Source organism: Carboxylicivirga caseinilyticus (assembly GCF_050589785.1).
Taxonomy (GTDB): domain Bacteria; phylum Bacteroidota; class Bacteroidia; order Bacteroidales; family Marinilabiliaceae; genus Carboxylicivirga; species Carboxylicivirga caseinilyticus.
Window position 1 is genome coordinate 1 of sequence record NZ_JBNGOX010000063.1, and the last position, 24,207, is coordinate 24,207.

The window sequence follows — 24,207 nt, forward strand, 5'->3', positions numbered from 1 at the left end:
TAAGTCCCCTTCAGGGGATTTAGGGGTGACATAAAATGATATTTTATTACAAATTGAAACTAACGTTGTTTTGATGTTTAGTTTTTGGACACCCTTCTTTTTTTGTTGAAAATTATAAGAGTTTAAAAAAAACGAACCGGATATCCCGATTCGTTTAAGTATTTATTGAATAGTTTTTGACTTATTTGTTAGAATTTCCATCCAAATGTAAATGATGCCTGATGTCTTTTGTTTGATATTTCAATAGGAGTATCAGTTACACCATAAAACATATCATAAGAATTTAACGAAAGAGCATCGTCATACATGGTTAAAGAATAGGCAGCATCAAAAAAGAAACTCTTGTTTCTAATGCCAAATCCTCCTGTATACATCCATTTATCTAATTTAACATCAGTCATTCCATCTTTGAAAGGAGAATCAAAATAGGCTGCGCCAGCTCTAAGTGCCAAGTAAGGCAATGGTTTAATTTCTATACCAGCTTTTAAATCATGGCTGATTTTGAAATAATCTTTAATATCCTGATTCAAATCTTCAAAATCAGGAACATATTCGTCTTTGGCGCTAATCTTAGAGGCAGTGTGATCGGTTAATTCATAATCGAATGATATAATTGCTTTAGTTCCTATGATATAAGCAAAACTACCTTGAGCACGGTATGGTGTTCTATAGTTATATGAAAAATATCCGTCCATTCCTTCATCTAAATGATCATCATTTAAGAAATAGGCATTAATGCCATTTAAATAATCTTCATCAATAGCATAAAATGTTGGCAAATGGAATGAAGCACCTAATCTGATCGGATGTAAATTGAAAATAGCTCCTATCTTAGCATTGATACCAAAGCCATTTTGTGAAAACTTAGAGTAGGCTTCGTAATAATTCAAATCATCAAAAAAAGCCGGATCAAAACCATTAAAATTTATTTCTCTGAATATGGCTGTCTCCTCATACTTAAATGATTGAAAGTTAACAGATCCTCCCAATAACACAATATTACTGATGTTGGCTCCAAGGGTAATTCCATATTCTCCGGAATAGCCACTTTGTTCTCTTTCAAAATTTTGGTTTATGCCATTAAGATTACGATCGTAAATGAGTTCATTATCTGCATCGTACATTTCATAATGGGTCATATAAGTACTGTTGGTAACAGGATCAATTAAATATGCATTGTAGGCATAAGATGCTCTCCCTCTCAGTTGATTCTCGTAATATCCATCAGCGTCCAATATAATATTGGCAAGAAGAGTATTAGGGGAGAAATTTCCTCCTGAATAATCTGAAACATTCCTGCCAATCTGAGTATACATGCTGTTGTTAAAGTCGGCTGTACGATTATAAGTAACACCAAAATGAGTACTTATAATACCTTCATTTTTTTCTCTCAGTGTTTGAAAGGTAGAAACTCCACCAATCTGATTGAATGGAAAACTAAATGCATCATCAGCACTTGAAAAATTACTATAGCCGGAATTAGTCTTGTTAAAAGAAAAGGAAGGTGTGAAAGCAAACTCTGAGCTTCGGTATACTGCAATACCTGCAGGGTTAATACTTATAGCACTTAAATCACCTCCCAATGCTCCAAATGCATTGGCCATTCCCAGTGATCGGGCCGTTCCTGTTAATTCTCTAGTGTTAAAGCGTAAAGCATCATCTAAATTTTGAGCGTTTAGGCTAACTGACAGGCATACTATACCTAATGAAAATATATAAGATAACTTTTTCATGATCAGAAAATTAGAGTTTAGGTTATGTTTTATCTTGATCCTCTGCTTGATCCTCCGCTTCGACTAGATCCACCTCCTGAACTTCTGGAACCTCCACTGGATGATCCGCTACTGGAACTTCTTGAACTACTGCCACTGTAACTGCTTCTCGAACTTGATCCGGAACTGGAACTACTACTTCTGTAACTACTGCTGCTTGAACTGGATGATCGTGAAGGGGTGTATGAACTTCTTGAACTACTTCCAGAGCTACTGCTCCTTGAGCTGGATGAGCTGGAAGGAGTGTAAGTGGTTCTGTTGGAACTGCTTGATCGAGCAGGTGTATAAGTAGAGCTCGATGAAGAACTTCTTGATGAGTTTGAATACCTGCTTGAAGAAGTATTAGAGGAACTTGTACTTGTGCTGCTTGTTCTCGAATTTGAATAACTACTTCGGGAATTAGATGGAGAAGTTGAAGTTCTTGTATAACCTGTATTTCTGTTATAACTTGCTCTTGTTGAACTTGTATAATTGGTTGTAGGTGTGTAACTTCTTCTGGTTGTTCTGGTGTCTGCGGCAGAACTGGAAGTTGTTCTTGCAGAAGTTGATCTTGTATAAGAACTTGCAGAAGTTGATACAACTCTTTGGCTTCTGTCGGCACTAGTACTTCTGGTACTGGTTACACGTGTTGTTCCATCTGTTCTGACCGAGGATCTGATATCACCTGTACGTGAAGTTGTAACTCTACTTGAACGTCCTGTTGCAGAAGTCATACCTCTTGGTTCATAATTTCTGGGATATGAAGCTATTCCATATCCTCCGTGACCAGCATAATATCCGCCTCCATAATAGTAAGAAGGGTAGTTGTACCATCCTCCATAATTACACCAAGGGTCCCAATATCCATAATAAGGCCATCCATATCCATAGTATCCCCATCCCCAACTGAAGGACATATTCCATCGCCAAGGATTTCTGTAAAGACCATAATTAAACATGTAATCGTTATACATCGGATTGCTCCAGCTAGGAAATACATAAGCATAGTTTCCATCAACATAAACATTCCAATCCCATGTATTCATGTAAATCATATCGTAGTATAACGGAGACCAGTAAGGTATGCCATTAAATGGGCCATGAAATTTAATCAGTCGTTCTGCATAATCCTGATCCATGTCAGAACCTTGAAAACCATCCACCCAATATCCGGTTTCTTCATTGTAATATACAAGTGAATCAACCTCAGGAATGGTGTCATTTCCTAATAATGAAAGATAATCACTTTGAATCTGTGTAAAATCCCGGTTATCATCTTGTGCTAACTCCGATTTTTCATATTCATATTTAAGCTCAGAAAAATCTTTTTCATCTTGCTTTTTAGTTTCCTCATTAACTTGTACCGGCGCATATTTGTCGGAAACAGTCATGGGTTGATCCTTAGGACTGTAATACAAATCGTCCTGATAGTAACTGCTGTCATTCCATTGGGTGGAGCTACATGCTGCCAAAAATGACAGTAAAATAAGGCTTATGATTGGCTTTGAACGCATAACGAATCCTCCAAATTTGAACGGTTTTATTTACTTATAACAAAGCAAAAAGCGTACCATAAATTTAAAAATGTAAAAAAAGCTAAAAAATATCACTAAAGGTTTTCTGGCTTTTTTAGCAAGGTGTATTTGGATGCTTTGACAAGATTAAAAAAAAGGCTTTTAACTGCCTAATGTTTTGGATGAATTTTTGTTATTTTGTGCGTCTTTACAAGAATATTGGAATAATATAAGAGAATAGATATGGCAAAAGTGTTAACGCCTAGAAGTGAAAGTTATGCACAATGGTATAACGACCTTGTGTTGAAAGCAGATTTAGCTGAGAATTCAGCTGTAAGAGGATGTATGGTTATTAAACCATATGGCTATGCCATTTGGGAAAAAATGCAGGCCCAATTAGATCGTATGTTTAAAGAAACAGGTCATGAGAATGCCTATTTTCCGCTTTTTATTCCAAAATCTTTTTTTAGTAAAGAAGCTGATCATGTTGAGGGTTTTGCAAAGGAATGTGCCGTTGTAACTCATTACCGACTAATGAACAATCCTAATGGAGAAGGTGTAGTCGTGGATCCGGAGGCTAAACTGGAAGAAGAACTAATTGTTCGTCCAACTTCAGAGACGATTATCTGGAATACATATAAAAACTGGATTCAATCTTACCGTGATCTTCCTATTAAGTGTAACCAATGGGCAAATGTTGTTCGTTGGGAGATGCGTACCCGTTTGTTTTTAAGAACAGCAGAATTTTTATGGCAGGAAGGTCATACAGCTCACTCTACCAAAGAAGAGGCTATTGAGGAGACTGAAACAATGATCAATGTTTATGCCGACTTTGCTGAGAAATTTATGGCCGTTCCGGTTATTCAGGGATTTAAAACAGCCAGTGAACGCTTTGCAGGTGCATTGGAAACCTATACCATTGAAGCCTTAATGCAAGATGGAAAGGCTTTGCAGTCTGGAACATCTCATTTTCTTGGGCAGAATTTTGCCAAGGCTTTTGATGTGAAATTTGCCAGTAAAGAGGGAAAAGAAGATTATGTATGGGCTACATCATGGGGAGTATCAACACGTTTGATGGGTGCATTAATCATGGCCCACTCAGATGATAATGGACTAGTGTTGCCTCCGAAATTGGCTCCTATTCAGGTTGTCATTGTTCCTATTTACCGTAAGGATGAAGAATTGGAAAAAATAAAAGTTGTTGCCGAAGATATCAAATCAAAACTGATAGCTAAAGGAGTGGATGTTAAATTTGATTTTAGCGATAACAAAAAGCCAGGATGGAAATTTGCTGAGTATGAATTGAAAGGTGTTCCTGTTCGTCTGGCTATTGGACCAAGAGATATTGAAAATGGTACTGTGGAAATTGCCCGTCGTGATACACTATCTAAAGAAACAATTTCATTGGATGGCATCGATGAGCATATTGTAAACCTTTTGGATGAGATTCAGGAGAATATTTACAATAAAGCAATCGACTTCAGAACTGAAAATACAACTACAGTTGAATCGTACGATGAATTTAAGAAAGTATTGAACGAAAAAGGTGGATTTATTCTGGCTCACTGGGATGGTACTGAGGAAACAGAAAAACGTATTAAGGATGAAACAAAGGCAACCATCCGTTGTATTCCATTAGATCAGCCTGATGAAGAAGGTAAATGTATGGTAACAGGTAAACCTTCAACTAAAAGAGTTTTGTTTGCAAAAGCATATTAAGAGATTCATTTAAGTATATACAAAGGGAAATCATTTTGATTTCCCTTTTTTTTGGCTTTATTTATAGGGTTAATAAAAACAGCTGAATATGAGTCCAGATAATAAAATTCCCCAGGCTATTGTGCAATTGCTTAATTCTAAAGCAGTGGTTAAGCAAGATGTATATGCATCTACACACCGCTATTTCGAAATATTGAAAGATGTATTGAAAGAAGTTGTTGAAATATATAATCCGAAGGTTCAACCCAATGATCAGAGATTAGAGCTTGCTTATACCGATAAAGGTGAATTTGTAGTTCAACTTAAGGTGGCAGGCGATGTGCTGGTTTTTCATATGCATACCAATGCTTTTGTCTTTGATCGTGATCATGAAGTCTGGAAAAGTGAATACGTGACTAACAACTTAACGAATGCCTATTGTGGTGTAATTAATATTTATAATTTCTTACATGATTCATTTAGGTATAATCGGTTGAATGATTTGGGATATTTGATAGCAAGGGTATTTATTAATAAAGACGGACATTATTTTGTAGAAGGGAAAAGGCAGAAAGGAACCGGTATTAATCATTTTGGAACTTCGGTAATGAATGAAGAAAACTGGAAACAGATTGTTGAAACAGCTGTTTTATATGCATTGGAGTTTGACTTATTGGTGCCACCTTATGATGATATGAAGATTATTTCTTTGATGCAAATGACGGATGAGATGCTTAACTCAAGAATGAGAACCGGTAAACGCCTAGGTTTTATCTACAATTCAGATGATGTAAAACAGTAATAATAATATAAAATGAATAATTTATTAGATCGATTTTTAGGGTATGTTGAAATAGATACCCAATCGGATTCAGATACAGGATTAACCCCTTCAACACCAGGGCAAATGGTGTTTGCAGAGTTTTTAGCCGATGAGTTGCAATCTATTGGCTTAAGTGATGTGGAAGTGGATAATAATGGGTATGTTATGGCAACTTTGCCTGCAACAACAGATGATGATGTACCAGTTATTGGATTTATTGCACATATGGATACCAGTCCTGATTTTAGTGGCCGTCATGTAAAGCCTTGTGTGATTGCAAATTATCAGGGAGGAGACATTGTTTTAAATAAAGATAAAGAAATAGTATTAACGGTTTCAGACTTTCCTGAAGTTGAGAAATACATTGGTCAGGATCTGGTGGTTACAGATGGAACTACTTTGTTAGGTGCTGACGATAAGGCTGGCGTTGCAGAGATTGTTACTGCAATGGAATATCTTCTGGCGCATCCCGAAGTAAAGCATGGAAAGATTCGTATCTGTTTTACTCCGGATGAAGAGATTGGTGCAGGTGCTGATCATTTTGATGTCAAAAAATTCGGAGCAGAGTTTGCTTACACAATGGATGGATCGGAACTGGGAGAACTGGAGTTTGAGAATTTTAATGCTGCCTATGCTAAATTAACCATTAATGGTCGTATGGTGCATCCGGGGTATGCAAAGCGCAAAATGCGTAATTCAATACGTATTGCTAATCAGATTATGACCATGTTGCCTCGCCATGAAACGCCCGAACATACTGAGAGCTACGAGGGGTTCTATCATCTAATGTCGTTTAATGGAGATGTTGAAAAAACGGAGATGATGTATATTATCCGTGATTTTAAGAGAGATCGTTTTGAAGATCGTAAGAAAGAACTGGAGCATCTTATTCGAAAGGTTAATTCTGAGTATGGTGAAGGTACTGCCGATATTGAAATGAAGGATCAATATTATAATATGCGTGAAAAGGTTGAACCTGTTATGTATGTTGTAGATTTTGCCAAACAAGCCATGGAAGAAATTGGTATTGAGCCTAATGTTAAACCAATCAGAGGTGGAACAGATGGTGCTCGTTTGTCATATATGGGACTGCCAACTCCAAATATTTTCGCAGGTGGACATAACTTTCACGGACGTTTTGAATTCGTTCCAGTTCAAAGTATGATAAAAGCTACAGAGGTTATTGTTAAGATATCTGAATTAGTGGCAAAAAAATAAATGAAAAGTTGAACAACAGCATTTTTGTTTTGTTTGAGATAGTGGTTGAAGCATATTTATTTTTTGAGTTGCAGAAACTAAATAGAATTGACTCTAATTTGGATAAAATAATTAACTAACATTTAAACGTATAAAATTATGGCTGTATTAGTTGGAAAGAAAGCTCCTTCATTTAGTGCCAGCGCTGTTGTTAATGGTGGCGAGATTGTAGAAAACTTTTCTTTGGATCAATTTCTGGGTAAGAAATATGTAATTCTTTATTTCTATCCTGCAGATTTTACTTTTGTTTGTCCTACTGAAATCCTTGCTTTTCAGGATAAGATGGCTGAATTCGAAAGCCGAAATGTTGAGGTTGTCGGAGTATCGGTTGATTCTGAATTTTCACACTGGAAATGGTTACAAACAGAACTGAAAGATGGTGGTATTAAAGGTGTAAAATATCCTTTGGTAGCAGATAACAGCAAAACTATATCTGAAAATTATGATGTTTTGGCTGGTGAGTATGATTATAATGATGATGGTCAAATTGTGTTTAGCGGAACTCCAATGGCTTATCGTGGATTATTCTTAATTGATAAAGATGGAGTAGTTCGTCATCAGGTTGTGAATGATATGCCTTTAGGACGAAGTGTTGAAGAAGCTATTCGTATAGTGGATGCACTTCAGTTTTTCGAGGAAAATGGTGAAGTTTGTCCTGCAGACTGGCATAAAGGTGATAAAGGATTGAAAGCAACTCAGGAAGGAATTGCTGATTTTCTTGGAAGTAAATAGTTATATACCAGATATTTGTAAAAGCACCTCTAAAGAGGTGCTTTTTTTGTGTCTTACCTCGAAGGTTTTTTTTAAGGTTAGAAAAATGTACTTAAAAATAGAATGTTATAGATAAAAAAGTTAAAGGATATATTTCAAAAAATAAAATAAGTAGAATGACTTTGTAAAAAAAAATCCAAAAGATTTGTTGATAAAAATATATAAATGTAAATTTATCTTATTGAATTTGTGTTAATCTAGCTTTATGAGTCATCTAAATCTTGATACTGAGATTATTGGTCAGTTAGAGGGGGTTGAGAAGAAAAAGTATTTATTAAAAATACGTATTCTTAAGGCATTATATATTAATGGGCCACAACCTATTTCCTGGATATGTAAAGAAACAAGAGTTAGCTCTCCCAATGCAATGAGTGTCTTGAATGAGATGCTTGGTAGAAATATATTGGAAAAGAAAGGGTTTGGGAAGTCAATAGGCGGGAGGAAACCTGATTTATATGGTTTTGTTGCTGATAGTCTTTTTGTTGTGGCTGTTGAATTAAGTGTATACCAAATGCGTATAACAGTTTTTAATGCCATAAATAAACAAATTATCAAGGCAGATGAATATTCTATTTATCTGGATAATAGTGAGAGCACACTTGAATATATAATAGATAAGATTGACTCATTTATAGATAAAGTGAAAATTGACAGGAAAAAGTTACTGGGAATTGGAATAAGCATGCCTGGATTGATTGACTCTGTTAATGGAATAAATTATACTTTCTTAAATATAAATAACAGCTCTATCACAAAAATTATTGAAAAGAGAATTGGCAGACCAGTTTTTATTGAAAATGATGCTAAAGCAATGGCATTAGCTGAATTTGTTTTAGGAAAGGAAGATAATACGAATGATCTGCTTCTTTTATTTTTGGATATGGGAATTGGATTGGGTATGATTTTGAATGGTCAATTATATAGAGGAAGTTCGGGTTTTGCAGGTGAGTTTAGTCATATTCCAATTGTTGATAATGGTAAATTATGTGGTTGTGGCAAAATCGGTTGTCTGCAAACAGTTGCTTCCGGGATTAATGTTCTTTCCATGATTGAAGAAGGTGTTGAAAAAGGCATTACCTCAGTTCAATTGGATGAAAATGATAAAAAACTGAAATATAAGGAATTAGAAAAAGTTATCAATGCAGCAATTGAAGGAGATCAATATGCAATAAAAATTCTGGATGAAACCGGTAAAAACCTTGGAAAAGGGATATCAACACTGATACAATTATTTAATCCTGAGTATATTATTCTAAGTGGTGTTTTATCTGAATCAGGTGATTTAATAACCAACTCAATTAAGCAAGGAATCAATACTCATACAATGAAGCAAATCAGAGAAAATACTAAAATAAAAATTAGTGAATTTGGAAAGGATTTAGCTCTTTATGGTGCTTTAGCAATAGTGATGCAGAATATATTCGAAGAATACTTTAATTAGAATATATAAACAGAGTTAATTTAACATTATAATTTGTAACATATTGGTATATATGAAGATATATTGACTTTTTAACGAAGGTGAGTTAAATTTATGTTTTTCTTTCACAAGCTTTTATTTTTATGTAAATTTATGTATAAAAATGTTATAAAAATAAAAAAAGAATGTGCGCAGAATTAGAAGTTCAATCTCAATAAAACTATAATTATAGATCAGTAAATGTGAATATTACAAAAACAGGAGAATGTTGACGCATCCTCCTGCTAAGATATAAACATCCAATTCGCAGTTGGATATTTGTTAACCTTCAATACAAAATTATGAAAAAAAATGCAGAAAGTTTCTGTGTAGGGAGTCATAGTGCTTCCTCTAATAAAACAATAGGGATTTTTCTACTTTTCTTATTGTTTGTTTGGTCAGGCTTCGGGCCTCTCATGGCAAATTCCTCTAATTCACTTCAACAAGGCTTTAAAATAACCGGTAAGGTTATAGATTCTAATGGCAGCCCATTACCAGGAGTGAATGTTTTTGAGCAGAATAATCCTACTCATGGTGTGATTACCGGAGTAGATGGAACCTATTCCATTGAAGTTGATTCTTCGGATGATATCCTGGTTTTTTCATTCATTGGATTTGATACTCAACAAATAGCAGTTGACGGAAAGAGTACTATTGATGTTATCCTGATTGAAGAAATCACCGATTTAGATGAGGTGGTTGTAACAGCCTTAGGTATAAAAAAGGAACGTAAAGCCCTTGGTTATGCAATGAGTTCAATAAAGTCGGATGAATTGGTTAAAAGTGGTGTTCCTGTCAATCCTCTATCTTCATTATATGGAAAGGCCGCAGGTGTGAAAATTTCGAGCACAGCCAATGGACCTACAGGTGGTATGATAATCAACATCAGAAACTCAGTTTCTTTAACAGAGCAATCTTCAACTCGACCTCTCTTTGTTGTGGACGGTATTCCAATCTTTGATGAAAATACCAGTATGAACCGAAACGATAGAGATGGTAGGGATAGAGGTACAGGTATTAATGATATAAATGCTGAAGATATTGAGTCTGTTGAGATACTAAAAGGGGCAAAAGCATCTGTATTATATGGTCATGCTGGTGCTAATGGAGTAGTCTTAATTACCACGAAATCAGGGAAAAGTAAAAAAGGCTTTGGTGTGGATGTATCATCCAGTTATACCTGGGATAATACTGCCTATGTGCCAGAACTTCAGAATGAGTTTGGAACAGGTAATACCCTGGGTTATTCAGGTATGGATCCTGACTTAACAGATGAAGACGGTTTTAGGTATGAAATGATTGATGGTGTGAAGACTCCCGTTTACTGGGGTTCCGGAGGAGCTGCTGGTTGGGGGCCAAAGATGGATGGTCGCCAGATTCTATGGTGGGATGGAGAGATGCGTCCATATTCTCCACAACCAGATAATTATAGAGATTTGTTTAGAACAGGGCATTTAATGACCAATAGTGTTGCTCTTTCTAATGCCGGTGAATTAGGTAGTTTTCGTTTTTCATATACCAATAAAGATTATACCAGTACTATAATTGGAGCTGATCAACAAAACCATACTATAAGTTTTAATGGAAATATTAATGTTTCAGACAAAATAACATTGGGTTACATAAGTAACTATTTCTATACCTTTAACCATAATGCACCTTATCGAATGCAAGATGAGTTGGTGACTTATGGTGTACATAGGGATATGAAACCTGAGTTATGGAAACAAAATATTTTTGATGAGACAGGTGTGTATTGGTACTTTAGAAGTAAAGAACGGTCTGAAGCTGCTGGTCAACAAGCTGGACAGATTGGGGCTAATTATTTCTGGAATCAGACACAAAACGCCTTTGATGAAGAGCGTCATCACTTTATTCAATCAGCCAACTTGAATATTGAGTTTACAAATTGGCTTTCTCTTGCTGTTAGATCAGGTTTTGATATGACTCGCAAATTAAACGAGGTAAAAAAGAAAGTAATCGAACCTTTAAGTGATGATCACACTCAGGGATATTATTCAGTAGCTGAAAGAAATATTTTAAAACTGAATAATCAGGCTCTTTTGAATTTTGATAGAAAAATAAATGAAGACTTTAGGTTATCAGGCTTTGTTGGTGGTGTTTATGAGTACAGCTCAGATCGAAGTTTAAAATCTTTAACGCAGGAATTTTTGGTTGAGAATTTCTTTTCTTTAAGTAATTCAAGAAAGGATGTAAAATCTGAGGGATCAGGCGGTAGAAGCTTTTATAAATTGTTTGGTCTATTAGGATCAGCTCAAATAACATTTAGAGATTATTTATACCTTGAATTGCAGGGAAGAAATGACTGGTCAAGTATATTGCCACCAGCCAATAATAGCTATTTCTATCCTGGAGCAAGTTTATCCTGGATTATTAGTGAATCAATGAGCTTGCCTGATATTATTAAATATGCTAAGATTCGTGCTTCATTCGCTGATGTAGGAAGACCTGGACCTGTTTATTTCGGTAATTTTAATTTCGACTTAAATAGCTATAGTGGTACACCGTATATTATAGCTTCAAGTAATATGCCTCCTGTAGATTTCGATAAAGCCATAGCTGAAGGAACATTTCCAGAAGAAAACCTGAAACCTGAAAGAAAAAGAGAGATTGAATTTGGATTTGAAACCAGCTTATTTCAACAAAATCGTTTAGGAATTGATTTTTCATGGTTTAAGGCGAATACTTATGATCAGATAATGGCTCTTCCGGTTCCTGCATCTTCAGGAGTTGCTAATATTATAACCAATGCCGGTGATATTCAGAATTCGGGTGTTGAATTGCAATTAACAGGAAAACCTGTGATTACAAATAATTTTGCATGGAATATGACATTGAACTTGTCAAAGTATAAAACTGAAATTAAAAAACTTTCAGATGGTATTGATATTTATGCAATGTGGGGAGTTACAGGAGCAAGCAGAGAAGCTCGTGTTGGAGGAGAATATGGTGAATACTACATTAATCCATGGTTAAGAGACGAAGATGGAAATTTGGTTGTTGGCTCGAATGGGGTTTATGAGTTTGATACTGAGAATCAAAAGAAAGTGGGTAAAGAACTGCCGGATATACTGGGTGGGTTTAATACAAATTTCACATATAAAGGTATTTACCTTGATTTTGATTTTGACTTCCAGTTTGGAGGTACTTTAATTTCACAAACAAATATGTATTTACGTGGTAATGGTACGGGTATTGAATCATTGAAATACAGGGATCAAGCTCGCGGAGGATTACCTTATTATATTGATGAAAATGATGCAAAACATCTGTTGGATTCTCATAATGCAGCTACTCCTTCTGATTCGAAATATGGCTGGATTTTCCATGATGGAGTTATTCTTCCAGGAGTGAAAGGAGATGGAACTACCAATGATATTCTGATAAATGCACAGCAATATTACGACAGAACCTATTGGCAAGGTTATATGGATATTACTGAGGATGTTGTTTTTAAAAGTGATTATTTAGCCTTACGTCGTATAACTTTAGCATATGAACTTCCTAAAACAATGTTAGATAAAACATTCTTCAATAAGGTTAGACTTGCTGTATTTGGAACCAATATAGCTTATTTGTATAAAGATATTCCAAACGTTACTCCAGAGTCATTTGCAGGAACTAATGAGTTTACTGAATATTCAGGATTGCCAGGTGTGAGAAGCTTTGGTTTTGAAGTTAAATTAGGTTTCTAAAATTGATTGTTATGAAAAATAAAAATATAAAATACTTGTTTCATATACCCGCTTTCATTTTTGTAGCAGGTCTATTAATTGGATTCTCATCTTGTGAGGATGAATTGGAAAAAAATTTCTATAATCCTGATAAGGTGACATCAGCCGATTTTGCTATGTTATTCACAGGAGCATTGCAGCCTACTGAATTGTTTCGACTGGAATATGGACCCGGTTATCATCAATCAAGGGCATTCAATAGATTGTTTGGTTTAGGAACCTTTCCTTATGCTGGTTTTAATTCAATGGAAGCAAATTCTTATGCATTATGGACAGGTTGGTCAGGGGCAACATTAAGGAATACTCAGTTCAATAAGACGTATATTGATTTCAATAAGAATATTCCAATTATGAATTTGCTTTTAAATAATTTACCAGAGGCAGAAAAAGAAGACTATTCTATTTATGTTAATTGTATAAATGTTGTAAAGGCTTATATGTTTCAACGACTGACAGATATCTATGATGATGTGCCTTTTAGTGAGGCAAATGGCGCATATCAAAAGCAGTTCTGGGCTAAATACGATTCTCAGGAAGAAATTTATACAACTTTGTTGGCATCATTAGATGAAATTCAGGAAGCATTGGATGGCTATGAATTGAACACTTCAATAGCACATGAAAAATTTAGAAATCATGATATATTAAATAACGGAGATGTGCAGAAGTGGAGAAAATTTGCTAATTCTTTGCGATTACGTATGGCAATGAGAATGTCAATTGTAGCTCCTGCAAAATCAAAAGAAATAATTGGAGAGATTATTAGTAATGATTTACCTGTTGTTAGTGATGGTGCAGATTTAATTGGTCTGGCAGAAACAGATTATGCGCATGTTATGGAATGGTATTGGCCAAGAGCAATGTCAGAAATGTGGTATAATTTTCATGCACCACGCTTTATGATGCAGGATATATTTGGTTATACAAGTCCTGATGTACCTACTGATCAGATTGACCCACGTATGTACGTTGTATTTCAACCTAATGAATTTGGTGATTATGTAGGTTGCGAGAGTTGGGGTACTGATCAGTTTGATAAGATACAGATAGATATGGAAGCTTTAGGTTATGATCAGGATAGAATTAATACAGCTAAAGATTGGAACTATGATGACCATCTGCATCCATATTTTTCTTTCTACAATAAAAAAACATATTTTAATTTTGATATGAAATATCCTGCTTTCAGTCCAACAGAAACGCATTTGCTCTTAGCAGAAGCTGCTGTTCGTTTTCCTGATATTGCAGGTTCCATTGATGCAGCTAATGAGTATAGAACTGCTATTAGTCAATCAATAGATTGGTATTATCAGGTAAATAGTAGTAATACATTTAATACAACATCAACTCCTGCTATTCCTGAAGCTTTGATTGAAGGATCGCAACCTGTAAAGCCAGATGCTTCTGTAATAGATGCATTTCTTGATAATAAAGTGGCAGCATTCAATGCAATGAGTGATTATGATAAAATCAAAGAGATTTTTTATCAAAAAATGGCTCATTTGAACATATTGAACTATTGGGAAATATGGAGTGAAACCAGAAGATTACAAAAGGATTATGGCATTCTAACTCCAACATCGGATATTTTTATTTGGATGGAACGTTTTTATTATCCAAGTGATGAAGAAACAACTAATCCGGACAATTTCCAGGCAGTGGCTGGTAAAAATGATCACGATACTCCTGTCTGGTGGACAGGCAGAACAAAAAATTAATAGGATAAGCACCTCGAGAGAGGTGCTTTTTTTATTTCATTAAGTTGATTGAATCGCTGGCTAAATATTTATTATTTTTGCAGAATGCGAAAATTCCTCGAAATACATCCGCAGGATGATTTAGAATTTAAACAACTGATATGTCAGGCTACCCGAAATGAAGGTGCAGGTGTGATATTGGACAGTAACGGTTTTGAATCATCAGAGGTGGTTAAAGCATCACGTCATTACGATTTTGTCGCTGGATTGCAGAGTGTGGGTGATTGTAGTAATGATTTGACTCAGGTTCAGTTATTTCATAATAAATATAAGGATTGGATGTTGGGTTTTTTATCGTATGATGTTAAGAATCAATTAGAGGATTTAAGTTCAGGTCATACTGATAAAATTGAATTGCCCGAAGTTTATTTTTTTCGTCCCCGATATTTGTTTTTGTATGATAAAAAAGACTGGAAAGTTGGATATTTGACTGAATACGATGATGAAGATTCTGTTCGAGAATTTATCAATGATCTGAAATATTGTGACGACTCGGAAGTTGAATATAGTGAAGTGAAATTAAATCATCAGGTTTCGCATAATGAGTACCTAAATGCAATTGAAAAGATACAATGGCATATTCAACGAGGTGATGTGTATGAATTAAATTATTGCATGGAGTTTTTTGTGAATGATATTCAAATCACACCTCAATGTGTTTATCATCGTTTAAAAGAGGTATCGCCAACTCCCTTTTCATCATTTGTGAAATACCATGATAAATATGTTATGGGAGCATCACCTGAAAGATACCTGAAAAAAGAAGGGAACCGATTGGTATCTCAACCCATAAAAGGAACATCACCCCGCGATAACAATCCGTTTATTGATAAAGCAAACAAAGAATATTTGTTAAAGTCGGAAAAGGAGAGAGCCGAAAATATAATGATTTGCGATTTGGTTCGAAATGATCTTTCAAGAGTGGCTGCCCTGGGATCGGTAAATGTGGATGAATTATGCGGAATTTATTCATTTAAGCAGGTTCATCAAATGATTTCAACCGTATCGGCAGAGTTACGTGAAGATGCTACCTGGATGGATGCAATTAAGGCTTCATTCCCAATGGGATCGATGACAGGTGCACCTAAAATAAATGCCATGAAACTGATTGAGGAGTTTGAACAAACCAGACGTGGATTATATAGCGGATCGGTTGGTTATGTGACTCCTGAGGGTGATTTTGATTTTAATGTGGTGATTCGGAGTGTTTTGTACAATGCTAAACGAAGATATATGTCCTTCATGGTGGGTGGTGCCATTACCGGGCAATCGGATGCTCAGCGTGAATACGACGAGTGTTTGTTAAAAGCTTCTGCCATTATGAAAGTATTTAATATTGAAAAGTAATGACTGAGCTCACTCCTCAAAATGTTCTTAAAATTCTACACGATAAATGTGGGTTCAAAACCAATGAAGCTATTCTGGTGGCTGTAAGTGGTGGAGCGGATTCGATGGCCTTATTGCATTTGCTAACGAATAGACGAATCAATATTTGTGCAGCGCATTGTAATTTTAACCTTAGAGGAAAGGAGTCGGATGGCGATCAATTGTTAGTTGAGAATTATTGCAAGGAGAACAATATAGAGCTTCATTGTAAAAGTTTCAATATTATTGAATATGCCCGGGATCATAAGTTATCCATTGAAATGGCGGCCCGTGAATTGCGTTATGAATGGTTTAATCAGCTCATGGAACAAGAACAGCTGGAAGCATTGGTAACCGGACATCACGGTAATGACTCAATTGAAACATTTTTTTTAAATCTGGTAAGAGGAACAGGGGTGAAGGGGCTTTCCGGAATTCAATACAAAAACGGAAAGGTATTGCGACCTTTACTTGATTTTTCAAGTCAGCAGATCGAAGAGTATTGTAATATTCATCAGATACCGTTTCGTTACGACAGTTCTAATTCTGATGTTAAATATCTCAGAAATAAAATCAGGCACGAAGTAATTCCGGTACTGGAGCAAATGAATCCATCCTTCTTTTCAACAATGCTGAATAATATGGAACATATCCATGAAGCTGAATTATTGTTGGAAGAAGTGGTAGAGCAGTTTCGTGAAGAGGTTTTGGTTGATGAACATGATAAGGTTTTGATACCAATATCTAAACTGAATCTATATGCACAAAAGAAAACCATTCTTTTTGAAGTGATACGGCCCTATGGTTTTAATGCGTCTGTTACTGATGATGTGGTTCAGCATTTAGATGGTTTGAGTGGTAAGCAGTTCTTTAGCGAAACGCACCGATTGATTAAAGATCGCCATAACTTATTAATCATGCCTCGCGAAGAAGTTGCAACCGATCATTTTTGGCTGGAGGAAAAACAGATACAATCACCGGTAAAAGTTGAGGCAAAGATTTATCCGAAACCTTCTGATTTTAGTTTTTCAAAAGATCCGAATTTGATTCATCTTGATGCAGACCTGGTTGATTTACCTTTGTTATTTCGTAAATGGCAGGAAGGCGATCGTTTTATGCCTTTGGGTATGACTCAATTTAAAAAGGTGAGTGATTTTTTTATCGATAGCAAATTTTCAATTGTAGATAAAGAGCAAACCTGGTTGGCCATATCTGGAGAAGATATTATTTGGATTGCCGGCCATCGTATTGATGATCGTTTTAAGATTACAAATCGTACTAAATTCGTTTTAGAGGTTAAATTAGGTTGATAAGAGATATTTCTTCGAGATTATAAAATTCCACCTCCGATTAATTTATCATCCTGATAAAAAACAATGGATTGCCCGGGTGTAACAGCCCACACATTTTCGTTAAACTGAACATCTAATCCTTCATTGCAAAATGCAATTGTTCCCTGATAACCCGGTACACTATCATAACCTCTAACCCTTATAAATACTTCTCTGTCTTGCCAAAGTGTGGAGTTTGGCGTAAGTGAGTATTCTTTTAAAACCAGGTTGTTTGTATATAAATCATCTCTGGATCCTGCTATCAGGGCTTTTTTTACCGGATCAATTTTAACTACACATTTACCATTTGCAACACCTTCAATTCCTCTGCGCTGCCCAATGGTATAAAACGGAAACCCATCATGATGACCCAAGGTTTTGTTGTTAAGGTCAAGTACGGGCCCGGGTTGAAACGAGGGGTGATCTTCTTTTAGCAGTTTCTTTAGGTATTCGCGATAATCGGTACCTGCCAGAAAACAAACTCCCATGCTTTCTTTTTTATCAGCTATATTCTGATATCCCAATTCTGAAGCCAAGTCTCGCACTTCGCTCTTTTTTAATTGTCCAAGTGGAAAAATGGCTTTTGAAAGTACTTCCTGACTGAGATTCCATAGAAAATATGACTGATCCTTATTTGAATCGATACCTTTTTGTATATAAAAATGATTGTTTTCCTGTATAACCCGAACATAATGACCGGTGGCAATATAATCACAATTGAGTTTTGTGGCTAATTCAAGTAAATATTTCCATTTGATGGTTTGGTTGCAATAAACACAAGGGTTTGGAGTGCGGCCGTTAAGGTATTCATCAGCAAAGTAGTGAATGACTTCTTTCTTAAAGTCATCTCTGCAGTCAATCAGATGATGTTCAATATTAAGTGACTGAGCCAGTTTCTGAGCATCCAAAATATTTTTGTCGTCTGCTTCGGTATGTGTCTGCAGGGTTGCACCTATTACTTCATATCCTTGTCGAAGTAATAAAACTGCCGACATTGAACTGTCCATTCCACCACTCATTCCTAAGATCACTCGCTTATTCATCCCTCAAATTTGATGGCTAATATAGTAAAATAGTCAGTAGTCAGAAGCTTTGAGATTGAGACCCGAAGATGGATTCAGATTCAATGTGAATGATAAAATAAGCGACTGATACTGATTGAAGAATTAAATCATTTGTTGTAGTCAAGATTTTATTGAAAAAGTTAAAGTTATTTCAGGCTGTTTTCTCACTTTTGCACCCACAATGAAAGTAGATAAGGTAAAAGGACATATGGCAATGATTGTTGCTAATATGGCATGGGGGCTGATGTCGCCATTTGTGAAGTCGGTTGTGGTGAATAGTAATATTGATGCCTGGACAATTGTTGCTTATAGGGTAATTGGTGCTACATTGGCGTTCTGGACGGCTTCACTTTTTATTCCCAAAGAACGGATTCCGTTTAAAGATTTGAAATGGTTGGTTTTAGGAGCATTGTTTGGGATTATATTAAATCAAGGTGTGTTTGTGTTGGGAGTTTCCTATACTTCACCTATTAATGCTTCAATTGTAACAACCACTTTACCCATAATTGCAATGATTATTTCGGCTTTTTATTTGAAAGAGCCTGTTACCTGGAAAAAGATTGGTGGAATTATTATTGGTGCAACAGGCGCCATTGTTATCATTTTAAACAGTTCGTCAGGTAAAAATTTTGGAGAACTGGGGATGAAGGGAATTCTACTTTGTTTTGCAGCCCAGTTTAGTTATGCCATTTATTTTGTGTTTTTTAAGAAGATTATCAGTCGATATCATTCCATTACCATTATGAAATGGATGTTTCTGTTCAGCTCCTTTATTTATCTGCCATTAACATGGTCGAACATTACAACCATTGACTATACTAATATGCCTGTTTCTGTTATAGGTCAAATTGGTTTTATTGTGTTAGGATCTACCTTCTTTTCGTATATGATGATACCTATAGCTCAAAAATATCTTCGGCCAACTGTGGCAACTATGTATAACAATGTTCAGCCTGTAGTAGCTGCCGTTGCTGCGGTTTTTATGCAAATCGATAGTTTTGGCTGGCCAAAAGTGTTTGCTATACTTTTAGTTTTTAGCGGTGTATATTTGGTTACTACCAGTAAGGCTAAAGAGGATATTGCAAAAGATAAAGCAGGCTAGAAACAGCTATTGATTTGTTGATTATTATTTGATAAAACTGCTTTATCTTATTGTAATGTTTTTGTTCTTTATTAATACGTTTTTCTTTTTATCATTTTAGCTGAAATAATTTTCACATCATTGATTGGTTTATCTTGATGATCAGTTTCAACTCTGGCAATGCTATCCACTATATCCATACCTTTAACCACTTGTCCAAAAACAGTATAGTTTTGATCAAGATGAGCAGCACCACCAATGGTTTTGTATATCTCACGATGTGATTCAGGAAAACGGTAATGTTCCATTATCTGTAGTTCGGTTTGAGCTAAAGAGTCAAACTTATTCTTCAATTGATTAATGGAATCTTCCATTATTTTTAATGATAGACTGTCTGTATCATTCTCCGATGTTTGAATTGCCTCCAATTTGTTTGTCAAATTTAATAGTTTATCAAACTCTGTTTTGTGCTCAGGTTTATTAATCACATTATTATATGCCAACCAGTTATTGATGCGTTTTTCAGCAATTGCCAATGTACTGTCATTATAGATCTTGCCTTGAATAATTGTAAATTGAGTTCCATCTGAAGATCTGTCCGGGTTTTGATCATCTCCCATACGCGCAGCATTTATAGATCCTCGTTTATGAAGCAGGTTTGATTTGATTTCAGCATCAATCATATAAGATGGTTCTGAAGTGCTATCCTGAATTTTTGATTCTGGATATTTAGTGGCCATATCTCCGGTTTGAATAAGAAAGTTTTCAATAACACGATGAAATGACACATTATTATAAGCCTTTTGATTTACCAGCTTAATAAAGTTGTTTCGATGCTTTGGCGTTTCATCAGATAATCTGAATATTATTGTTCCATAATCAGTTATTAGTTCAACATCTTTTGATAAATCACTTTTCATTACACCCTTTTCAATCTCCATATCACATCCTGAAAAGAACAAAATACAGCACCCAATAAATATTGTTGGAACTAATTTCATAATTATGATTTTAAAATTTAACTATTGTTTTCATCATGTAAAGAAAAACCAAAATGCCTTAAATTTAGAGGTTGATTTATATAAATAATTTATAAATCTATGAATAAGGGGTGTTTTTTGTGCATTAGGGTAATTCCTAATAAAAATGGGACAGTGGTTTTTGTTGTTGCTACTTTCTTTTGGAGATTGACTAAATGTTGGTATGAGCAAATTCAGTAATACTTTGATTTAGTGATGTGTATTTATTATTTAAATTCTTCAACCAGTTTCTTTCTTATTCATTTTGCTTATAAACTCTACTTTTGTGGTTGTTTTAATAAACTCCTGGTTAACCAATAAATCCTGTCCGTACTTTTGCCATCTGTCAGCAAATTTTCTATATCGGCTGCAAGGGTACGATTTACATTGATGGCAAAATTCTAATCCTTTCTTTTCTATGCAACAAACATAAATTCCTTTACATTTTCTTGTCTTACAACCTTTTTCAGCTCCTTCACAACGATTCTTTTCTCTTGTATAATTCGGACAGCCTCCACAATAAATTCCGCAAGGTGGAATAAATCCGTTATATGGCAAGATTTTGTTTACCATCGTTTTAATTTACTTCAAACCTTTCTTATAATTAACAACCTCTTTTAAATCGTTAATCTGGTTTTGTTGGTCGATATCAATAATCAGAGGGATTAGTTTTCCAATAGGTGATGCCAGTTCAAATTCCTTTTTTATTTTTTCATCAATATTTAATTCTTAAACCCCTAATCGTGTTTTCTCTGTGAAATAAAAACCAGTTTTTATATAGTTCTCCCAAACAGAAAGCCAAAGAATAGTTTTTTTCTTGTAAACGATTTTACATAACCATGCATTACCATCTTTGTAATATCGCCATTGAGGTTCCAGACTATATTCATTAGTAAAAATCTTAATTAATTTTTGATAGATACTGAAACGTTCTTTACCAAGGGCGTTTTCGAGCACAGCATCAGTAGGCTCTATGTCTTTGTCACGTAATAATATCGTTTCGTTGTTTGATTCCATAAAATCCAGATTTTCATTGTATTCATTTTTTACTATGTTATCTCCAAAATGTTCGTTAAGGCACATAGTTTACAAAAGTTAAAGATTCAGAAGAAACCGTCAAATCGCAGATTTGGCGGAGCTGATTAAATGCTCTGAAGCTTCGTAAACCACTTATGTTGTATACACATCCTAAGTTGTATGCCGTTTTTAGAAGTTGTACTGAATCATAGCTTTCATAAAAAAAGGAGTCCCGGGTATAAAATGTATTTCTTCTACTGACTCTTTCTCAAATTGCAACCTTGTCTCAGTTGCAAACTGCGTTTCGTTCCATTCGGTATTAAAAAGGTTCTGTATTTGTACTCCTAAGTTCATCTTCCTCCATTTATAGCCTGTATTCAAATCGGTGACGGTATATCCTTTGGCTACTATGGAGTTATCTTCATTGGCAGGACGATTGTCTAAATGACGGACATTTATACTCCCATAAAGCCCTGATTTAAAAATAAAGTTAAGACCACTCACTAATGTAAAATCTGGAGCTAAAGGAATATAGTCTTCCCCTTGCGGTTCATCAATTGCCCGGGCATAAGCATAATTGGCATCCACATTCCAAAACAACCATTGAAAGGGCTGATACCGATAACTTAAATCTATTCCTTGTCGTCTTGTTTTTCCACTTGGTTCAACAATTCCTGCATCACCCACATACACAAATTCTTGCTCTAAATACAAATACCAATAGGCCATATTTAATAACATTTGTGGGGTTGGTTTCCAAATATACCCTATATCAAATCCATAGGCGGCAGGTAATATTTCTTTACCGTTTTCCACTACCACAACCCGCGTGTCGTTTGAGTGAAAGCCTTTTCCTGTTTTTAAATACAACTGTAATTCGTGGCTAGGATTATAAAGGATGTTGAATTTCGGACTGACAATGGTTTTTGTCGCTTCTTGTGTCATATAGGTTGAAAGCAACTTGTCGTTGTATTGAAAATCAAAATAATCGAATCGTAATGATGGGCTGAAAATCCATTTATTTATTTCGATGCTTGTACCAATATACGCAGCTAAATTAGTTTCATTAATATCTCCCAGTTTAATTTGTTCTAAAGTTTCAATTCTGTTTATGGTATGCGATAATTCAGAATTATGAGTTTGGTCGTTGCGCAAACTTATTCCAACCTGCCAACTTCCTTTTATATTCCCGTTTGTAAATGATTTATCATACTCAGAGTTTAGCCCGTAAATAATCCGATTTTCTTTTTGCCTGATTTGGTCGCCATTAATAGAATCTTCCAGAAAAAAAGTAAAGTTGGAATAGAGTTCAAAATCGTACTGACTAAGGTATACTTTGCTTTTAATGGATGAATTTTTATCAATTCTTTTGTCATAACTCACCAATAGATTACTACGCGAAGTAGAACCACCTTCTGTATCATCAATAGAACCAAAACGTGAAATCAAGCCGCTATCAACTGCCCGCTGCGGTATCTGTCCCGATGCATCCCATTTACTATCAAAATAAGAAGCTGTTATACCCAATTTATCCTGATTGTTTATTCTGCCAGTATACTTTCCAAAGAGATTAATTCTATTGAAGTTTTGGGGACTATCGAAATAGCCATCGGTCGATAAAAATTCGGTGGCTACGTATGCATTTTGCGTGTTACTTTCTACCAGATTGAACATTCCCAGCATTCTGTAGGTATCAAACTGTCCTGCTTCCAGTTTAACGGAACTGTTTTCCATTTTTTGTTTTGTTGAAAAATCTACATATCCGGCTGTATTAAAATTACCTTTGCTTTCGTAATATGGTCCTTTACCAAAGTCTATTTTATCAATAGTTTCGGGTATAACGAAATGCAAATCGGCATAACCTTGTCCGTGGGCGTGCGAAACCATATTTACAGGTAGTCCATCGACTGTAACATTCACATCCGTACCATGGTCAATGTCAAAACCTCTTAAAAACATTTGCTCTGCCTTTCCTCCTCCTGCATGTTGCCCGATAAACAAACCTGGTACTTTTCTCAGGATGTATTGCGACGAGTTTACCGGGTTTGTTTGAATATCAATATCTGTAATAACATGAAGCGCATTAATATTCGGAGAAATAATCACTTCTGTCAGGTTTATCGCCTTCGTATGTAATAAAACATTTAAAGGTGTCTGTAAGTCCGATATCACTATGAACTTGCTTTGATAGCTGATATGAAAAAACTGCAAGGTATCTCCGATAGCTACACTCTCAAAAACAAACTTACCCTGTTCGTCTGTATGAGTATGTTGATTGTTTGTTTTATTCAAAACACTGACATACTGAATAGGATTTTGGTTTTCATCTACAACAATTCCTTTTAATGCTTGTGCAAATGATGAAACATTCATTAAAGTTAAAATGAGTGTCAAAATTTTTAATTTCATCTGTTATCGCTTCAAATAATTTATTTCTCGGTTCTTTTTTTACGTTTGCTGGATGAAGTCGTGGCGCTTTAGTCGTGGTGTCGTGTCACCCGATAGGGGGACTAAGATGGTAGACTAAGGTGTCACGACGAGCAAA

At 35.3% G+C, this 24,207-nt stretch carries 17 protein-coding genes; 10 read left to right on the top strand and 7 right to left on the bottom strand.

What is annotated here, in order from left to right; genetic code table 11:
* Window positions 1-188: 188 nt before the first annotated feature.
* Both ACRD62_RS21385 and ACRD62_RS21390 read right to left on the bottom strand, forming a co-directional pair.
* On the bottom strand, window positions 189-1,733 hold the full coding sequence (locus ACRD62_RS21385; RefSeq protein ID WP_430822131.1) for an OmpP1/FadL family transporter: 1,545 nt from the start codon (window positions 1,731-1,733) through the stop codon (window positions 189-191).
* A gap of 29 nt (window positions 1,734-1,762) precedes the next feature.
* Complete coding sequence (locus ACRD62_RS21390; RefSeq protein WP_430822132.1) at window positions 1,763-3,265, bottom strand: hypothetical protein; 1,503 nt, start codon at window positions 3,263-3,265, stop codon at window positions 1,763-1,765.
* 243 nt (window positions 3,266-3,508) lie between these two features.
* Between ACRD62_RS21390 and proS the strand changes: the two genes are divergently transcribed.
* The 9 genes from proS to tilS all read left to right on the top strand — a co-directional run bounded on the left by proS (window position 3,509) and on the right by tilS (window position 17,460).
* Entirely contained in the window at window positions 3,509-4,984 is a 1,476-nt protein-coding gene (gene proS, locus ACRD62_RS21395) for a proline--tRNA ligase (RefSeq protein ID WP_430822133.1), read from the top strand.
* A gap of 88 nt (window positions 4,985-5,072) precedes the next feature.
* Window positions 5,073-5,765 (top strand): hypothetical protein, encoded by a 693-nt coding sequence (locus tag ACRD62_RS21400; RefSeq protein ID WP_430822134.1) that lies wholly within the window; start codon window positions 5,073-5,075, stop codon window positions 5,763-5,765.
* Between the two features lie 12 nt (window positions 5,766-5,777).
* A complete protein-coding gene (pepT, locus tag ACRD62_RS21405) occupies window positions 5,778-7,004 on the top strand; it encodes a peptidase T (RefSeq protein WP_430822135.1) in 1,227 nt (408 codons plus the stop codon).
* 138 nt (window positions 7,005-7,142) lie between these two features.
* Window positions 7,143-7,775, top strand: a complete 633-nt coding sequence (locus tag ACRD62_RS21410) for a peroxiredoxin (protein ID WP_430822136.1) — start codon at window positions 7,143-7,145, stop codon at window positions 7,773-7,775.
* A gap of 244 nt (window positions 7,776-8,019) precedes the next feature.
* The gene (locus ACRD62_RS21415) at window positions 8,020-9,255 is read left to right on the top strand and encodes an ROK family protein (RefSeq protein ID WP_430822137.1); all 1,236 of its coding nucleotides are present in this window, start codon (window positions 8,020-8,022) and stop codon (window positions 9,253-9,255) included.
* 320 nt (window positions 9,256-9,575) lie between these two features.
* A complete protein-coding gene (locus tag ACRD62_RS21420; protein ID WP_430822138.1) occupies window positions 9,576-12,989 on the top strand; it encodes a SusC/RagA family TonB-linked outer membrane protein in 3,414 nt (1,137 codons plus the stop codon).
* Between the two features lie 11 nt (window positions 12,990-13,000).
* Window positions 13,001-14,746, top strand: a complete 1,746-nt coding sequence (locus tag ACRD62_RS21425; RefSeq protein WP_430822139.1) for a SusD/RagB family nutrient-binding outer membrane lipoprotein — start codon at window positions 13,001-13,003, stop codon at window positions 14,744-14,746.
* An 84-nt stretch (window positions 14,747-14,830) separates the two neighbouring features.
* Window positions 14,831-16,132: an anthranilate synthase component I family protein gene (locus ACRD62_RS21430; protein WP_430822140.1), complete on the top strand. Its 1,302-nt coding sequence runs from the start codon at window positions 14,831-14,833 to the stop codon at window positions 16,130-16,132.
* Entirely contained in the window at window positions 16,132-17,460 is a 1,329-nt protein-coding gene (gene tilS / locus ACRD62_RS21435; protein ID WP_430822141.1) for a tRNA lysidine(34) synthetase TilS, read from the top strand. The genes ACRD62_RS21430 and tilS overlap by 1 nt, the downstream gene beginning before the upstream one ends.
* 20 nt (window positions 17,461-17,480) lie before the next feature.
* On the opposite strand, the gene mnmA is transcribed toward tilS, so the two are convergent.
* On the bottom strand, window positions 17,481-18,524 hold the full coding sequence (gene mnmA, locus ACRD62_RS21440) for a tRNA 2-thiouridine(34) synthase MnmA (protein ID WP_430822142.1): 1,044 nt from the start codon (window positions 18,522-18,524) through the stop codon (window positions 17,481-17,483).
* A gap of 202 nt (window positions 18,525-18,726) precedes the next feature.
* On the opposite strand from mnmA, the gene ACRD62_RS21445 reads away from it, so the two are divergent.
* Complete coding sequence (locus ACRD62_RS21445; RefSeq protein WP_430822143.1) at window positions 18,727-19,647, top strand: DMT family transporter; 921 nt, start codon at window positions 18,727-18,729, stop codon at window positions 19,645-19,647.
* A gap of 71 nt (window positions 19,648-19,718) precedes the next feature.
* Here the strand turns inward: ACRD62_RS21445 and ACRD62_RS21450 are convergent, their stop codons facing one another.
* The 4 genes from ACRD62_RS21450 to ACRD62_RS21465 all read right to left on the bottom strand — a co-directional run bounded on the left by ACRD62_RS21450 (window position 19,719) and on the right by ACRD62_RS21465 (window position 24,071).
* Window positions 19,719-20,627: a peptidylprolyl isomerase gene (locus ACRD62_RS21450; protein ID WP_430822144.1), complete on the bottom strand. Its 909-nt coding sequence runs from the start codon at window positions 20,625-20,627 to the stop codon at window positions 19,719-19,721.
* A gap of 258 nt (window positions 20,628-20,885) precedes the next feature.
* The gene (locus ACRD62_RS21455; RefSeq protein ID WP_430822145.1) at window positions 20,886-21,218 is read right to left on the bottom strand and encodes a DUF3795 domain-containing protein; all 333 of its coding nucleotides are present in this window, start codon (window positions 21,216-21,218) and stop codon (window positions 20,886-20,888) included.
* A 156-nt stretch (window positions 21,219-21,374) separates the two neighbouring features.
* Window positions 21,375-21,728 carry a DUF3788 family protein gene (locus ACRD62_RS21460; RefSeq protein WP_430822146.1) on the bottom strand — a complete coding sequence of 118 codons (354 nt, stop codon included), beginning with the start codon at window positions 21,726-21,728 and terminating at the stop codon, window positions 21,375-21,377.
* A gap of 123 nt (window positions 21,729-21,851) precedes the next feature.
* Window positions 21,852-24,071 carry a TonB-dependent receptor gene (locus ACRD62_RS21465; RefSeq protein ID WP_430822147.1) on the bottom strand — a complete coding sequence of 740 codons (2,220 nt, stop codon included), beginning with the start codon at window positions 24,069-24,071 and terminating at the stop codon, window positions 21,852-21,854.
* Between the last annotated feature and the right edge of the window lie 136 nt (window positions 24,072-24,207).

What these genes read in the sequence shown, in the direction of transcription:
- ACRD62_RS21385 (WP_430822131.1), bottom strand. Translation starts at nt 1,733, where the DNA reads ATGAAAAAGTTATCTTATATATTTTCATTAGGTATAGTATGCCTGTCA.
- ACRD62_RS21390 (WP_430822132.1), bottom strand. Translation starts at nt 3,265, where the DNA reads ATGCGTTCAAAGCCAATCATAAGCCTTATTTTACTGTCATTTTTGGCA.
- proS (WP_430822133.1), top strand. Translation starts at nt 3,509, where the DNA reads ATGGCAAAAGTGTTAACGCCTAGAAGTGAAAGTTATGCACAATGGTAT.
- ACRD62_RS21400 (WP_430822134.1), top strand. Translation starts at nt 5,073, where the DNA reads ATGAGTCCAGATAATAAAATTCCCCAGGCTATTGTGCAATTGCTTAAT.
- pepT (WP_430822135.1), top strand. Translation starts at nt 5,778, where the DNA reads ATGAATAATTTATTAGATCGATTTTTAGGGTATGTTGAAATAGATACC.
- ACRD62_RS21410 (WP_430822136.1), top strand. Translation starts at nt 7,143, where the DNA reads ATGGCTGTATTAGTTGGAAAGAAAGCTCCTTCATTTAGTGCCAGCGCT.
- ACRD62_RS21415 (WP_430822137.1), top strand. Translation starts at nt 8,020, where the DNA reads ATGAGTCATCTAAATCTTGATACTGAGATTATTGGTCAGTTAGAGGGG.
- ACRD62_RS21420 (WP_430822138.1), top strand. Translation starts at nt 9,576, where the DNA reads ATGAAAAAAAATGCAGAAAGTTTCTGTGTAGGGAGTCATAGTGCTTCC.
- ACRD62_RS21425 (WP_430822139.1), top strand. Translation starts at nt 13,001, where the DNA reads ATGAAAAATAAAAATATAAAATACTTGTTTCATATACCCGCTTTCATT.
- ACRD62_RS21430 (WP_430822140.1), top strand. Translation starts at nt 14,831, where the DNA reads ATGCGAAAATTCCTCGAAATACATCCGCAGGATGATTTAGAATTTAAA.
- tilS (WP_430822141.1), top strand. Translation starts at nt 16,132, where the DNA reads ATGACTGAGCTCACTCCTCAAAATGTTCTTAAAATTCTACACGATAAA.
- mnmA (WP_430822142.1), bottom strand. Translation starts at nt 18,524, where the DNA reads ATGAATAAGCGAGTGATCTTAGGAATGAGTGGTGGAATGGACAGTTCA.
- ACRD62_RS21445 (WP_430822143.1), top strand. Translation starts at nt 18,727, where the DNA reads ATGAAAGTAGATAAGGTAAAAGGACATATGGCAATGATTGTTGCTAAT.
- ACRD62_RS21450 (WP_430822144.1), bottom strand. Translation starts at nt 20,627, where the DNA reads ATGAAATTAGTTCCAACAATATTTATTGGGTGCTGTATTTTGTTCTTT.
- ACRD62_RS21455 (WP_430822145.1), bottom strand. Translation starts at nt 21,218, where the DNA reads ATGGTAAACAAAATCTTGCCATATAACGGATTTATTCCACCTTGCGGA.
- ACRD62_RS21460 (WP_430822146.1), bottom strand. Translation starts at nt 21,728, where the DNA reads ATGTGCCTTAACGAACATTTTGGAGATAACATAGTAAAAAATGAATAC.
- ACRD62_RS21465 (WP_430822147.1), bottom strand. Translation starts at nt 24,071, where the DNA reads ATGAAATTAAAAATTTTGACACTCATTTTAACTTTAATGAATGTTTCA.